The sequence below is a fragment of the Bacillus sp. EB600 genome, from assembly GCF_024494385.1.
Taxonomy (GTDB): Bacteria; Bacillota; Bacilli; order Bacillales; family Cytobacillaceae; genus JAEVLT01.
The window spans coordinates 1-14,446 of sequence record NZ_JAEVLT010000010.1 but is presented as its reverse complement, the minus strand read 5'-3'; the positions used below and the strand labels follow the sequence as shown (position 1 = coordinate 14,446).

15 protein-coding genes and 2 pseudogenes are annotated in these 14,446 nt (G+C 33.1%); 13 read left to right on the top strand and 4 right to left on the bottom strand.

Translation table 11 applies throughout. The features are described from left to right. Nucleotides 1-105: 105 nt before the first annotated feature. The 9 genes and pseudogenes from JN080_RS12545 (at nt 106) to JN080_RS12505 (ending at nt 7,004) form a co-directional block, all read left to right on the top strand. Nucleotides 106-552, top strand: a complete 447-nt coding sequence (locus JN080_RS12545) for an HNH endonuclease (protein WP_256236354.1) — start codon at nt 106-108, stop codon at nt 550-552. Nucleotides 553-829: 277 nt separating this feature from the next. After that, complete coding sequence (locus JN080_RS12540; protein ID WP_256236353.1) at nt 830-2,131, top strand: DEAD/DEAH box helicase family protein; 1,302 nt, start codon at nt 830-832, stop codon at nt 2,129-2,131. Between the two features lie 395 nt (nt 2,132-2,526). Further along, on the top strand, nt 2,527-2,670 hold the full coding sequence (locus JN080_RS12535; protein ID WP_256236352.1) for a hypothetical protein: 144 nt from the start codon (nt 2,527-2,529) through the stop codon (nt 2,668-2,670). A gap of 143 nt (nt 2,671-2,813) precedes the next feature. Continuing rightward, nucleotides 2,814-3,083, top strand: coding sequence for a hypothetical protein (locus tag JN080_RS12530; protein WP_256236351.1), 270 nt, complete (start codon nt 2,814-2,816; stop codon nt 3,081-3,083). A 353-nt stretch (nt 3,084-3,436) separates the two neighbouring features. Then, entirely contained in the window at nt 3,437-4,195 is a 759-nt protein-coding gene (locus JN080_RS12525; RefSeq protein ID WP_256236350.1) for a hypothetical protein, read from the top strand. Then, nucleotides 4,192-5,001 (top strand): radical SAM protein, encoded by an 810-nt coding sequence (locus JN080_RS12520; RefSeq protein ID WP_256236349.1) that lies wholly within the window; start codon nt 4,192-4,194, stop codon nt 4,999-5,001. The genes JN080_RS12525 and JN080_RS12520 overlap by 4 nt, the downstream gene beginning before the upstream one ends. Nucleotides 5,002-5,303: 302 nt before the next feature. Next, nucleotides 5,304-5,756: a hypothetical protein gene (locus JN080_RS12515; RefSeq protein ID WP_256236348.1), complete on the top strand. Its 453-nt coding sequence runs from the start codon at nt 5,304-5,306 to the stop codon at nt 5,754-5,756. Nucleotides 5,757-5,875: 119 nt separating this feature from the next. Continuing rightward, nucleotides 5,876-6,109, top strand: a pseudogene (locus JN080_RS12510) (CPCC family cysteine-rich protein); the annotation flags it as partial. Between the two features lie 370 nt (nt 6,110-6,479). After that, the gene (locus JN080_RS12505) at nt 6,480-7,004 is read left to right on the top strand and encodes a HEPN domain-containing protein (RefSeq protein WP_256236490.1); all 525 of its coding nucleotides are present in this window, start codon (nt 6,480-6,482) and stop codon (nt 7,002-7,004) included. A gap of 52 nt (nt 7,005-7,056) precedes the next feature. On the opposite strand, the gene JN080_RS12500 is transcribed toward JN080_RS12505, so the two are convergent. Both JN080_RS12500 and JN080_RS12495 read right to left on the bottom strand, forming a co-directional pair. After that, nucleotides 7,057-7,881, bottom strand: a complete 825-nt coding sequence (locus tag JN080_RS12500; protein WP_256236347.1) for a hypothetical protein — start codon at nt 7,879-7,881, stop codon at nt 7,057-7,059. Next, nucleotides 7,882-8,328 carry a hypothetical protein gene (locus JN080_RS12495; RefSeq protein WP_256236346.1) on the bottom strand — a complete coding sequence of 149 codons (447 nt, stop codon included), beginning with the start codon at nt 8,326-8,328 and terminating at the stop codon, nt 7,882-7,884. Nucleotides 8,329-9,095: 767 nt separating this feature from the next. Between JN080_RS12495 and JN080_RS12490 the strand changes: the two genes are divergently transcribed. Next, nucleotides 9,096-9,698, top strand: a complete 603-nt coding sequence (locus JN080_RS12490; protein WP_256236345.1) for a recombinase family protein — start codon at nt 9,096-9,098, stop codon at nt 9,696-9,698. 398 nt (nt 9,699-10,096) lie between these two features. Here the strand turns inward: JN080_RS12490 and JN080_RS12485 are convergent, their stop codons facing one another. Beyond that, nucleotides 10,097-10,270, bottom strand: a complete 174-nt coding sequence (locus JN080_RS12485) for a hypothetical protein (RefSeq protein WP_256236344.1) — start codon at nt 10,268-10,270, stop codon at nt 10,097-10,099. After that, entirely contained in the window at nt 10,263-10,835 is a 573-nt protein-coding gene (locus JN080_RS12480; protein WP_256236343.1) for a hypothetical protein, read from the bottom strand. The genes JN080_RS12485 and JN080_RS12480 overlap by 8 nt, the downstream gene beginning before the upstream one ends. A 389-nt stretch (nt 10,836-11,224) precedes the next feature. On the opposite strand from JN080_RS12480, the gene JN080_RS12475 reads away from it, so the two are divergent. The 3 genes and pseudogenes from JN080_RS12475 to JN080_RS29840 all read left to right on the top strand — a co-directional run bounded on the left by JN080_RS12475 (nt 11,225) and on the right by JN080_RS29840 (nt 14,125). After that, a complete protein-coding gene (locus JN080_RS12475) occupies nt 11,225-12,391 on the top strand; it encodes an ATP-binding protein (protein ID WP_256236342.1) in 1,167 nt (388 codons plus the stop codon). 787 nt (nt 12,392-13,178) lie between these two features. Continuing rightward, a pseudogene (locus tag JN080_RS12470) lies at nt 13,179-13,313 on the top strand (YneF family protein); the annotation flags it as partial. 311 nt (nt 13,314-13,624) lie between these two features. Continuing rightward, nucleotides 13,625-14,125 carry a CBO0543 family protein gene (locus JN080_RS29840; protein WP_375141651.1) on the top strand — a complete coding sequence of 167 codons (501 nt, stop codon included), beginning with the start codon at nt 13,625-13,627 and terminating at the stop codon, nt 14,123-14,125. Nucleotides 14,126-14,446 lie beyond the last annotated feature (321 nt).

Sequence of the window (14,446 nt, the reverse complement as noted above, 5' to 3'; positions counted from 1 at the left end):
TTGACCATGGGTATGCTTTCTAACGAGGTGGTGTTGCGTGTAGGTTCACTTCTTTTTTGTGTTTTTTGAGGAACTAAAACAATAAATTAAGGGGATTTTTTGATTATGACATCTTATCATTTAGCAAAGATTAGAAGACACCTGTTAGAAACGGAAGGATATATCTGCAAAGCATGTGGATGCGAAGTTCATGATAAATATGGTGTAGGACGTAATTCTCCAACAAAAGCACATGTAGACCATATTGTCTCTCTTGCAAAAGGTGGTAGCAACGATTTATCTAATTTTCAAATCTTATGCAGAAGATGCAATCTACGCAAAGGAAAGATGCGAGATGAAGAATTCAAGGCATTAATCGAGGCTGAGCAGGAATATGTAAAACAACATCAACACGAAATAGCTAAAAAGCGTCAACAATATAAGGAGAAATGTAGTTATTGCAACGAAGCAGTACCGAGAGTGTTTACTAATAATTTATGTATAAGATGTTACCAAAAAGAGTGCCGACGCAGAAGCTATCAAAATGAGAAAAAGAGAAGATTATCACACTAGTACAATAAATGACCATTTGAAAAATGGAGTTGGAAGTACCTAGTTTTATTAATAAATACCTATTAAATGAGCGATAAAAAAACTGTACCGAATCGGGGTACTAATATTTATATATATTAAGAGGTCGATTCGGTACAGAAATTTATAGTCTAAAACATCAATAAAAATGAAACAATTTTGAGCATTATTGGATTCAATTTCTAACCAAAACATGAAGGGAGTGAAATAGATGGCTGCTAATAATAGCGAAACCTAGCCATCAGAAAAGGGAGTTAAATTGGAAAAAGTATTAAAAAGCCAAGCAGTTCGAATAATAGATGCAACTTGTGGAAAGGGAAAAACTTCTTGGGCAATTCAATATATGAACGAGGCTCATGAATCAGAAAGGTTTATGTTTATTACTCCATTTTTATCTGAAGTCAAAAGGGTTAAAAACTCTGTTACAAATAGAAAGTTTTCAGAACCCGAGGTGGATAAAGACAACGTTACAAAACTAGAAAGTTTAAAGCGATTAGTAAGGCAAGGGAAAGACATTGTCAGTACACATGAGTTATTTTCAAATATTGATGAAGCAACATTAACTTTTATCAAATCTCATAAATATACACTTATACTAGATGAAGTAGCTAATGTCATTGTACAAGCACAAATTTCGAAAGATGACATTAAATTATTGCTTGGTCACGATGGGAATGAACCATACGTAACCGTGGATGAAAATGGTTTTGTTGCTTGGAAAAAAGAAAAATATGATGGAACGTTTAAACGAATCGAGAGGCTAGCCAAGACAAACAATCTTATGATTTTCAACAATACAGCCATGTTTTGGACATTTCCTGTATCAGTATTCAAAGCGTTCAAGGATGTTTTCATACTCACATATATGTTTTGGGGACAATCGCAGCGGTATTATTTCAAAATGTTTGAAGTTCCAATGTATTTCAATTCCGTGGAATTAAACCGTGAAACTGGTCGCTTTGAGTTAATTCCATATGTTAAACCAACGCAAGAGAATGTCGAATTCCTAAAACAAAACATCAATATTTATTATCCGACTAGATACAATGAAAAGGATATGAACGCTGTAGGAGATAAAAAAGGGGCATTCAGTCATAACTGGTTGACAGAGAATGTGAAGGATAAAGAGATGGTTAAATTAATTAAAAGTCACGCATATAACTTTTACTGGAACAAATGTAAAGTAAAGTCTGAAAAAGTGATGTGGACATGCTTGAAGGATTTCGAAGAGAAATTAACCCCTAAGTCAGCAAAGAAGCAATTCGTTACACTTACTGCTAGAGCAACAAATGATTATATAGATAAAGAAGTTTGTATATATCTTGCAAATCGATTTATGAACCCAGTTGAAGTGAAGTTTTTTCAATACCACAAAGTTGATGTTGATGAAGAATTCTGGGCGTTATCAGAGTTAATTCAATGGCTGTTCCGAAGCAGAATAAGACGTGGAGAACCAATCGAATTATACATTCCTTCGAGTAGAATGAGGGGGTTATTAGAGAAGTATTTAAATGGAGAAGCTGTTGCATGGTTTGAAAAAGATGAAGTATTTACTGTATAGTAGAAGGATTGAAACTTGGTATATTAAATTTTTGCATAAGTGATTCTTTGAACCCTTGTGGCTGTTGGGGTTTGTTCTATTTTCCTTATAGAAGATTATATAAAAAACGCATAAGCGATGATGAAAAAGAATCTTATACATGTGTCTAATCGCAGCGTAGCGGAGATTAGCACATGGTCGGGGAGGAGCGAGTGATGAACGAACGAGTGACGGGCTGACAAGCCTAAAAGCTTTTAAAGAGAAAAGAAGGCGTTGACCACGCCCGTCACTACGCTTTCGCTCCGTGACTCCTCGGCAGTTGCTCGTTCTCCACTTCGTGCAGAACGGCAACTATCATAATCACTCTGGATTTCTGTACAATGCTATAGAAGAAACATTAATATCATAGGGGATTCATGGGAAAGAATAAACTATCCAAACTTGTTAATATTTGTCTGCTAAACCATGTTATTAACGGACTTGGGGTTAGAACTAAAGTAGCGGATAATTTAAAGAGATGGAGTATAAAAATCGGAGCGGTTGGAGTATTGGAAGAGTGAGAAAAGACTTCATTGAGCCTCTCTTTTTATATAGCTTAATACAATAACGATGAAAAAGAGAAAATTGAATATTATAAGGAGGTTAACAAATTATTAATACACCCTTTGATTATTTCAGAGATAATATTATTAGATTGCATGAAATGAACAATAACTCAACTAGGTATATTACGGAAGGTATTGAACGCCTTCACGAGAAAGGATATACGGATAAAGCCATTTATGTTGCAATGGTGGTGTCAAAGGAAAAGCTATTACACGCATTTGATATTCGTAACGCAAAAGGTAAATTTACTATTCATAAAAATGGGGGTAGTGGATTTAATTATAAATACGCTATACGATATGCTTTTAAAGTCATTGAATCAGAATTAGATGATGTTGTTAAACGTCTTGAAAGACTAAGTCACTGAGGGATTACCCTTAGTGATATTTTTATGTATTGGAGTTGCTAATTGAATATAGGGTTGAATTCAAGACATAGGTGCATAACGATTAATAAAACTCGTCTTTTTTTAATTATTACAATAAGCTAGAGTTTGTGAAAGAATGTACTTAAAGTAATGGGAGGTTAGTTAAGGAGATAACAGTTTTGAAAATGACAAAAGCCAGTATACAAAAAAGTATGGGGTATCTCACTTCTTTTATATTTTTTTCCAAAATGATAGAATAATACTACAATCAACCAAGTATGGAAGATTTTTTTTATATATTAAAACCTTTGTTAGTTTTTATTTAGGAGCAAAATAAAAAAGTGAGGTGGATTATGAGTAAACTATATAAATATATCAAGATCTTAGAAATAATTTTATTTGGTCTTTCAGTATTTATTATTGATTTTCTAAAAAGTGAAAAATTATATTGGTGGGTATTAATAGTTGTAATCATAACTATATTACTTGAGATTTTCATTAAAAATAAAGAATTCAATCCATTAATTAAGCTTGCAATTAATAGAGAGCAAAAAAATAAAGAAATAGAGAGAAATGGCATTACAAACCATTACTTTATGGATAATTATGAATCTAAAAATAAAAGAAATTCACAAACTGCAAAGGTCATAGATGAGGCAAACGAAATGTTTCTACTTGCTGAAACCGGCAAATCATACTTGGATATTCCAACAGATAGACATTGGAAGAATATAAAAGATAGATTAAATAAAGGAGTATCATTTAAGGTTCTACTTATTAATCCTTACTGCACAAATAAACAAGTTAGAAATAACCTAAATAATAATGATGGGATTGATAGAAAGTTAAATATCGAAGGTCTGGTAACTTTAAATAATACATATGAGAACTTAGAAATTAGGTTTACTGATCAGGTTTATTGTTCATTATTTTTTACAGATAAATATATGATTTATGACCCATATCATTTGGGTAAAACATCAGACCGAATTGAAAACAATTTTATTGCTATAGAATTCAACCGTGATAACCGTAATTACAATATATTAAAAAGTCACTTCGAGAATTGTTGGAAACTTTCTGAATCATTCGAAGAGGTTATAGAGAAATGAAAAGAATAATACTCACCTACAATCAAAGCTGTAATTTAACTTGTGATTTTTGTTATGTGAATTTTCACCATCAAAAAATAGAAGACAAAACATATGAGGTAGTAAAAAGAGCAATATCATTGGATTTCGACGTGATTACCTTTGGTGGTGGTGATTCTTTTAGTAAAAGTAGTTTCAGAAAATCGTGCATACTAGCCAAAGAAAATGGGTTATTTACTCAAGTAGATACAAATGGTATTTCAATTACTCAAAGTGATTTTTCCTTTATCGAAAATTTTGTAGATTTAATTGGAATATCCTTAGATGGAGTCGGGGAAACTCATAATTATATGAGGAAATCAAAAAATTTATTTACTAAGGTAAATTCTGTTCTTCAAACATTAAAAGAGTCAAATACTAGGATTAAAATAAATACCATATTGACAAAACAAAACAGAGATTCTATTTATGATATATTTAGATATTTAATGCAGTTTGAAAATATATATAGTTGGAGTATATATCAGTTTTTCCCTTTATCTGCTGCCAGAAAGAAAAAAGATACGTTTGAAATATGTGATGACGATTTTGATAGTGCATTAACCTTTTTGGATAAGGAAGAGAAGAAATTTAAGATTGAAAAATTTAAATATAGTGATAGGGTTAGTGGTTATATATTTTGTGATGAGCAAGGAAAGATTTATACGAATAGTTTAGAGGGGGATTACAGAGACATTTGTTCAATTTTTGATTTTGATGTGGCAGAGAAACTCTCTAAACTTGATGAGTGTATTAATCCTAAAACAATAAATCGTTATATAAATTAAACAATATTGTACTTAAACTAACTGGATGCGATTCTTCGATAGCGAAGGATCGCTTTTCCAGTAACGGGCAGGTTTGATCAAGATATAGCTGCACGACGATTATTAAAACTGTGATTTTATTGATTGCAGCTAAACTATATAGGTTGTGAAATATATATTCTTGTAGTAACGGTGAAGGATGGTGCAATAAGGGTAAAAGCGGTTGCTCAACAAGGGCAGTCGCTTCTTGTGTTAGTGTAAGAAGGAAATAAGATGTATATAGCGAATTGATAATAAAAATCTCGATAAGAAGAGGTGATAGAATGGAATATAAAGATTTAATGGAACTGAAAGGTTATTTCTATCTACATAGCTTATTTGAGCATGAAACCAATTCGTTAAGAATTTTTATTGAAAGATGTAAAGTAAGCCAGCGAAGTGAAGATATTGAGATAGGTGAACATATTATAACAGAAGCATTCCCCATAGAAGTTGATGAAGAATTGCCATTATTACAGATTGAATTTGATTCATATGTCTCCTATAACATCATTAATGAGTCATTTACTGTTTTAGACAATTATGAAATCTTTGAGGGAAATGCTTTTCGAATTTTTAAGAAATCAAGGTATTTAGACTTCATTAACAAAGGTACTATTGTTACCGATGTCTTTCCAGAGGAACAATTTGTTCATTATGAGATAGCATGTTTAGACCATATTATTGATATTATTTCTTTTGATGAACCAATAGTTACTGAAATCAAAAGAGAATAGTTCTACAAGTAAGTTGGGCGTTTCTGTATCAGGCAGGAACGCTTTTTTGTATGTGCTAAAGGGTAGTGGAAGAATAGCTGATACAATAAAGAAAAATAAAGATTGGATTGGTGGTTTTAATGGGGTTATTTACTTGCCAATGTTGTGGATATAAAACTCTTTCAGAAGGAACACGGGACAGCTATGAAATTTGTAAAGTTTGTTTTTGGGAAGATGATTATGTGATGAATGAAAACCCAGATTATTGGGGCGGTGCAAATGGTGTATGTTTAAGGCAAGCACAAAGAAACTTTCTTAGATTTGGAGTTAGTGAGAAACAATATCTTAACAACGTAGTTAAAGGTAACTATGAAAAAGACCCTTTATTGAAACCAGTGTGGGAAAATGAAGTAAAACTCAATGAAAAGAAAATAGTAGAAATACAAATAGAAGGAAACGTTTTGGAAAGTAGTTTTAAGGAGTCAATTCATATTCATGACTTTTTAGACGAATTTACTGAATTTCTTGAAAGTAAGGGATGGTCTTTTGGTGGTGAAATTAAACAGGTAAGTACACCTATTGATAAAGATTAAGCAAAGCAAATAGAAAAAATTAAGAAAAATACTATTCAATAAGCGGGTGTTATCCTTAAAGAAGGAGAAGAACATCTTTTTGTTGAAGTTAAGACGTAGGTCACTAAATGAAAATGAGCAATAATAAATAGGAGTTGATTCAGTGGAGCAAATGAGCGAGATTATACATTCATCTGCAAATTCATATTTCTTGTCATATAAATGTTTGATTGATAAACATGTTGAAGTAAGCAATTTTTATGGTGATATTTTATCAGCATACTCTTTACCCGCTATCACAGTATCTGCATTTTCCTGTGAACTTGCATTGAAGAGTATCTTACATTCTGAGAGTGGTAAAACACCACGAGGTCATGATTTAAATAAACTCTTTAATCAACTGCAACAAAAAACTCGAATAGATATGGTTGAGCGGACTATACAAGCATATAATTTTAAGTCAGAAATCTATGGTGGTAATTCTCCAATATCAGAGATAGACTTTTACAACCTTCTAAATTCACATAAAGATACTTTTATGACTGTTCGCTACTTTCATGAGGGTAGACTTTCAAGCGTGGATTTAGATTTTATAGAAGCTTTTATGTTTTGTTTAAATGGTCAAGATGATGATTACAAAGCCTATGTAAAGTTTCAAATTTTTAAGAAGCAACAACTAAATGAAACTAAAGCTTGAGGACACTACTGTCCTCAAGCCTTCTGTTATAAACATGGAGACTTGTCCATTATTAGAATTGTATGTTACTGACTGCTTGGACGAACTTATCAATTTGCATTGCTAAATAGGAGGCATCCTCTACCACAGGTCTTATTTTGCTTAATGACTCCCTTGCTCTACGGATAACAGATGGTTTTGGTTGGTTGCCAGCTTCAATAGAATTTGTTGCTTCTTCAACAAAATCAATAGCATCTTCTTTATCGGCAGTATTTTCAATTTTTGCATCTTTCAAAGCGGTAATAATTTCCTTAGCGAGTGATAAAAGTTCTTCATTACTATTTTGGCTGTTATTTTGTTGGTTAGCTTGAATGTTACCTGTTTCTGTAAAGTTTAGTTGTCCTACATTTCCTTGAACTAAAACTTTTGCATTTGGTTTTTCATCTATACCCAATTCGATTGCCTTCTCTTCTAAATAGTCTGTAATATGATTTACCAATAGTTTTACAACTTCCCTGTTAAACTCACGAATACTATCAGAAATCTTTGCACCACGGTACATTGCATATGCCCGTGAAACAGTATCATATCTATCAAAGTTCTCCGTTGTGTATTTTAAAAGTTGATAAATGAAGGCTATTTCCTCGTTCACTTCTAGAGGAATGTCAAATTTTACATTAAATCCCCGTGACTGAATGATTTCCTTCATATCAAAGTTTACCACATTATTTTTTGTTATAAAGTCAAACAGGATTGGCTCATTGTCTATATACTTACTGAATCTTGTTGCTAATCTCATTGCTTCATATGTATCTTGAGCATTGAGTAAATCCCCCGCCATTCTCCTAAATTGCCTAGACATTACTTTAAATTGTTTTACATCAATTACCAAATCCAATTAATTCACCCCACAATATGGACAAAACGGCTTTATTGTCTTGGACAATAGTGAGAGTTTTGCCTTTCTATTACAACATATGAATTCAATTTGCTCTAAGTCATCATTCTCAAACAATGCTCTTGGTTGCGTAGTGGGCAAAGGCTTTCCTCTTTTGAAAGTTATGTTCTTGCTTTTCCTTGAGGTTCTTTCTAAGCCTTTAAAAAAATCATTCAACATGTCCATTGCCTCGTTCATAGCAAGTGTCTCTGCATGCTCTATAATATCAACAGTGTAGTAGGTTGGAATAGGACTGGGTATCCCACAATTCGGACAAAATAATTCAATAACATCATCTTCTTGCACTTCAGTGGTATTCAGTTTGAATTCTTCAGTACACAACGAACATTTAAAAGAACTAAAACCCTCGATGTCGCTTTGTTTAGAAATAACAAAGTTCCTTTTCATATATACACCCCTCCCAATTTTTCCCTCCCTTTTCCTAAGTTAATTATAGTACAAAAGACATGTTAGAGCCTCTCCAATTTTGTTTATCATTTACCCTATTATCGGAAGTATGATTGAGTAAGTCCCACACACCCTGAGACGTTCATAATGGCTCTTATAGGCACTTTATTAAAGCCTCCTCTAAAACCTTCTTCTAATCTAAGCTTTAGGTTAAATCTGACGGCATTATGTAAGCCTACCAAAGATGGTATTGTGATGTTCTCTGATTAATCTTCTAATCCAATTTGAGACGATATACCTCTCATTTTTCAATAAAGTACATATGTTTGGTAAATCGCCTATTGATAAAAGGTCAATTCTTGATGATTCAGAAACCACACTCATTCACAAACTAACATTTGGCAAATGTTCGACACGAAACAAATAATCGCCTCGGTTTAGCACATTAAAGGGATAAATCATATAGTAAAAATCTGTTTAAGTTCGATAATGATGTCCGATAACAGTGGTGTAACATTTTAGTCACTGCTAATGATGTTATTTGATATAGGCATACCGTTTGGAGACGTATATCGTCTCAAAAAGGACATAAGCTATATGTTTCAAAAGGTACACTTTTTGCAACGTATTTCATCAAACGGTACAATAAGGGTTTGGATAGTCTCATATGGTATTAAATACACTTTTGAAACGTACCAAAAACATTGTTGACCTTATGATACGCATTAGATATGATAATATTATCAATCAACAAGGTGGAATTTATCATGGACAACAAAGAATTTGGATATGTACGAGTAAGCAGTAAAGATCAAAATGAAGCAAGACAATTGGATAGAATGTATGCTCTTGGAATTGATGAGCGTGATATTCATATCGATAAGCAAAGCGGTAAAGACTTCAATAGACCTCAATACCAAGCTTTGAAAATGCGTTTGCGTAAAGGAGATACCTTATACATTCATTCTTTAGATAGACTAGGTCGTAATAAAGACATGATTCTAAACGAGTGGAAAGATATCACACAGAACATCAAAGCACATATTGTTGTACTTGATATGCCATTATTAGATACACGGAAATACAATGATTCAATCGGTTCTTTTGTAGCTGACTTGGTATTACAAGTATTATCATGGGTTGCTGAGGAAGAGAGAACAAAGATTAAGACTCGTCAAGCTGAAGGCATAGCTTCCGCAAAGGCACAGGGTAAACACCTTGGGAGACCTAGAACATCTATCACATCTGAATTTGAGCAGGCTTATAAGGAATGGAAAGCAGGGGATATCACAGCAGTTGAAGCCATGAAGAAATCGAACTTGACTAAGGCTACATTCTATCGCAAGGTAAAAGAATATGAAGCTAGCTAATGGGACTCCCTTTGGGGTCTCTTTCTTTTTGGTTTAGGATGTGGGGGCGTATTTTCCACACTTTTGCAGGGGTCAAATGTAGAATATACCCTGTGTACCCTAATCCACACGTCACAGATAATCCGAAACGAAGAAAAATAAAATAATCTTTGAATTGGCGTAAAAAGGCATTGAAAAAACAGAGTGCTGTAGAGAAGGGAAGACCACCAGCTTCAGACAAATACTTTTAGAGGGTGGAAGCAATAATAAGTATAAGGAAAGGACTTTTTATTGTAGGAAGAATCAACAATAAAAATGAGTGATTACATTAAAGAGAATATAATACTAATAAAAAGAGTCATACTTTCATTTGAAAGTATGACTTTGTTCATAACTTTAACTATGATAAAAATATGTACCTATCGCTTCTTAAGAAACCCTTTTATACTATCAGTTGTTATATATTCAAGTCCAGTTCGTGGAGATTTTGGTTTAGGGCGTCTTGTCGGATTTGCTGGTCTACCATAGCTTCTATTAATAGTCTGTTTATCATTTGGTTTTTGAGGTTGTTTTTTTTCATTTGAATCAGTCATTTTTTCCCCCCGCCTTATCTATAGATTTTATAATTTTGACTTTTTGAACTTCATCTGACTTTCCAAATAAAACTGGAATCATACACGCTGTACCAAAAACTAGAGAGGCTAGAACCCAAATTCCTACTTTTCTTAGATATTCTAATTTCTTTAGATTTAGATTAGTATTTACATCCGTTATCTGTTTGTATTGTTCGCACAAACTTCTTTGTATTTCTAACTCCAGGATTTCCTCTTTATTTTCTGCTTGTACCTCACCCTTTGCAATAAGATTGTCTACATAGAGTTCTAGTTGCTGTGCTTGGTCATCTAAGTCTGCTAATGAGGGAAGATACTGATACCTATAGTTGTAATAAGCTTTTCCCATATAAAAAATTGAAATAAGAAATGCTACAGTAAATAAGGAGAAAAAGGAAAAAAATAACGGCTTCCAGACTTCACCCTTAATATCATTAAGGTTTGAGAGGAGAAATACAAAACCTCCTGCGAGTAAGGTAACAATACTAAGTGGTACAGAAATACGGGAGTTTATTTTCTCTTTGTTATCTAATTCAAGGAAGTACAACTCCTTAAAAAGTTCGTAATTCTGCTTACTAATGTTGATTCACCCCGATTCATTTATTTTATATATAGGTAGATTTTACCTCCAAAGTATGTAATCTGTCTACTATATTAAGAGGAGAGTAGTAAACATAATTTACTATTTAGATGGTAATTGATTCCATTCTATCACAGGGTTATGGAATTTTAAGCAAACTAAGCATGGGGTACTTCCACATTTTTACTGGGGTCATGGGCAGGACAAACCCCATAGTTGGTTCTGTCACACACCATTAATTTCTACAAGTGAATTAAGACCTCATTATTAATATAAAATTAATTCAAATATACAGTATAATGTTTGATGCAGCTTATTAATAGATAAAAATTAGAACGAAACTGGGGGAGAAGCTCTTGAGTGAAATTGAGTCTATTATTCGATATGAACGAGAAGGAACATTGCTGGACTTTAAAAGGGAGCAGTATCGGAAGGAAAAGTACAAGGATTTAATCAAGGATGTTATGGCAATGGCAAATGCAACAAGGGTTGGCAAGAGATACCTTATTACAGGAGTAAAGGATTTGCCAAGCGGAGATAAACAATATTTTCCTATTCCAAAAGAAGAATTTGTTGACCAAGCTACATATCAACAAATATTAAGAGAAAATGTTGAGCCAAGTATTGATTTTACTTATTATCCAGTGGAAGTTGAAGGAAACTTGCTCGGGGTAATTGAAATTGATAACTGTAATAATCCTCCATACATGATGAAAAAAGACTATCAAGAACTTAAAAAAGGGGATTGTTTTGTCCGAAAGGGAAGCCAGCAAGAAAAAATGACTAGGAGAGACTTGGATGAAATTTTTGCCTTTAGGTCAAAGTTTCAATTCAATGGCAAAATTGCAATTGGATTTAACAAGAAATTAGATAGAAAGTTGACTGTTAGTGCTGTTAAGGATTTTATGTTGCCCTCTCAAGAAGCAAAGCAACAAATCGAAGCTATCTTGGAAGAACGGAAGTTTAAAGATAAGTTAGGGTTAAGTAATCTTGATCGTTTGAGATTATCGACAAACTTTTATTCTCCATTTAAATCCGTTCCCTACGAGGACAGAAGTACAGAAACATTACGAGAAAATTTAGAGAAGGTTGATGAAACGTATTACGAACATGATTTGTTTCATATTGGCGAGGAATTATCTGAAAAGCTAAACATGGTTTTGAAAAATGATGGGGATAAATATTTGGAGGACGTTTCTATTCAGTTTAAGATTCCTTCTTTGGGAGTTATGGTTATGGATAAAATTCATCAAGAGCCAGTCTCTGGTATTGAACGAGCATTGGCAACTGTTCCTGCTTTTTCTTATCATTATCCTCATGTAGAAAAAGAGGAAGGCTTTTACATTATTGAAAGCACTATAGGTGATTTAAAACATCATCAGTATACAGAAGCCTTTGGGGAAGATTTAAGGATATTTTTCAGCCCAAACTCAAGTGATAAAATAATTCCTTGTTCATATACAATTTTTGCTAAAAACCTCCCAACCCCAATTGTTGGTCAGTTGGAAATAGAAGTTGTTTAACCTTATTAAAAAAGCTCCAAATTAACTTGATCAAAAGGTTTGGAGTTTTCTTTTTAAGATTCCCCTGCGACGTACTCGAGGAAATCACTGAACAAATTGAAACTGTAAGGATCTGAAAGAATTTGTTTAGGTCATTCAAGTGAGACTCTTGAATACTTAACTTAAAAGCTTGAATTGATTTAATTTTTAGTGATTTTAAAAAACTTATGCAATCCCAATTAACATAAACATCAAAGAATTATAAGTTCTTAACCTAATGACACTAATGGAACAGCAAATTAATATGCGGATGCAAAGGAATGTTGAATGGGAGAAAAAGAAATAAGAAAGTAACTGCACTGAACAGAACAAAACAATTGTAAGAGGGGAAACCCTCTTTTTTGCTTGCAATTGATGTGGGGGGAATAATTTCCACGTTTTCGTAAGTACCTTACAGCAAAACAGATAGAGGTAGGTCGAAATCAACACCCCAATATTTTACGATTCCATCCATACGAATATCCCATAATCGTCTTAAAATCTATTCGATCGCAACAAAACCAAAATGGAAACTTTTTGAAAACAGTACGATAAACCTCAAAAATGTATACGGAAAACTTCAACCACTTTTTACCCGAAAAATAGTGTGAAGGTTTAACCAATATCTATTAAATAGGTTAAACTTTCCTTGACAAATTGTACTAAAATATGGTTAACTTTTCTCAAGAAAATGTGACTGTCTATTTGGTAGTGAATTGGTAAAAACGAGTGGTTAAGGTTTTCCTTTATATAGCCTAGAAACCTTGATATGATGAGCTATTTAAAGAAAAATCCACCAATTAATGAACAGATGTTAAAGATGATGATGACACAAATGGGTATGAAACCATCCCAGAAGAAAATCAATCAAATGATGAACGCCATGAATAAACAGGGAAAATAAAGAAGCCCTTATTTTTTGAGGGTAAACAGTTTGTGGATGGGTAGGTATAGGACTAGTTCTTTTAGAGCCTTTTGTTAAGTGAACCCTTCGAAATCATTTTGTTTTATTTTTGCTTATCTTTCAACAAACTAATCAGAAACCACTTTTTCTATTGGAAACGAAACCAATGAAAAGTGGTTTTTTTGAGTTCTCAGAATTGGAATTTCAACTGTAAATTGTAAGAAAAAGGTAATGGTTCTTTTTTATTAGTCTATGCAGGAAAATGGCCCTTTTTGTAGAATTTTATTGGTTAGTTAAAGGGGGCGTTTTATATTGCTATTGAAAACATAATTGAACTTGCAGCTTGGATCATTGCATTAGGACTACTGTTTTTCGGGGCACCGAGAAGCAAACTTCGTGAAGTCATTCTAAGTCTATTATTTATGCAATCTATTTCTTTTATTTTAAGTTGTATAACCATTCACTATAAGCTCATTTCCTATCCTATTCGTTTCTTTAATTACGTTTCGCGAACAAGTATTACATTTGAATTTTTAGTTTTCCCTGTGGTAAGTGTCCTCTATAATCTGTACTATCCCAAAAATGGAACAAGGCTAAAAAAACTGCTTTACTCCATTTCTTTTCCGTCAGTTATCATACTTTTTGAAGGAATTATTGAAAGTTACACGAATAACATTAAATATCTCCATTGGAATGTGTTCTTGAGCTGGATTTCGATGTTCCTTATTTTACAAATAGCGTATAGATTTTACAGATGGTTTTTCAGCAAATACAATAAATCAAGAAAACTACTAGCCCGTCTCTCAAAGTGATGGAATAGGATAAGCAAAAACATACAGCTATTTCAACAGAATGGGTTCACTTTAAGAGATGCAAATACGAACCTAGCAATGTGATGCACACGAATTTTTTCAGTTCATGTGCATTTTTCGATTAAATGATATGTGTAGGAACTAAAATTGACAGCTTGCTCCTAAGGCCGGCAATTGACCTTGAATACACTTTTGGATTAATTATGGTCTTAAGCTATTTTGGTTTAACGAATCCCGAAAGAATTCCCCTTCCTCAAACCTGTGAAGGGCAAAGCCCAAGGTTAGGGAGGTGATGAATTTCGGTTGGCGTAAGACAAAACA

Coding starts and splice junctions, on each gene's coding strand:
- JN080_RS12545 (WP_256236354.1), top strand. CDS start 106: ATGACATCTTATCATTTAGCAAAGATTAGAAGACACCTGTTAGAAACG.
- JN080_RS12520 (WP_256236349.1), top strand. CDS start 4,192: ATGAAAAGAATAATACTCACCTACAATCAAAGCTGTAATTTAACTTGT.
- JN080_RS12535 (WP_256236352.1), top strand. CDS start 2,527: ATGGGAAAGAATAAACTATCCAAACTTGTTAATATTTGTCTGCTAAAC.
- JN080_RS12505 (WP_256236490.1), top strand. CDS start 6,480: ATGAGCGAGATTATACATTCATCTGCAAATTCATATTTCTTGTCATAT.
- JN080_RS12515 (WP_256236348.1), top strand. CDS start 5,304: ATGGAATATAAAGATTTAATGGAACTGAAAGGTTATTTCTATCTACAT.
- JN080_RS12490 (WP_256236345.1), top strand. CDS start 9,096: ATGGACAACAAAGAATTTGGATATGTACGAGTAAGCAGTAAAGATCAA.
- JN080_RS12495 (WP_256236346.1), bottom strand. CDS start 8,328: ATGAAAAGGAACTTTGTTATTTCTAAACAAAGCGACATCGAGGGTTTT.
- JN080_RS12525 (WP_256236350.1), top strand. CDS start 3,437: ATGAGTAAACTATATAAATATATCAAGATCTTAGAAATAATTTTATTT.
- JN080_RS12485 (WP_256236344.1), bottom strand. CDS start 10,270: ATGACTGATTCAAATGAAAAAAAACAACCTCAAAAACCAAATGATAAA.
- JN080_RS12530 (WP_256236351.1), top strand. CDS start 2,814: ATGAACAATAACTCAACTAGGTATATTACGGAAGGTATTGAACGCCTT.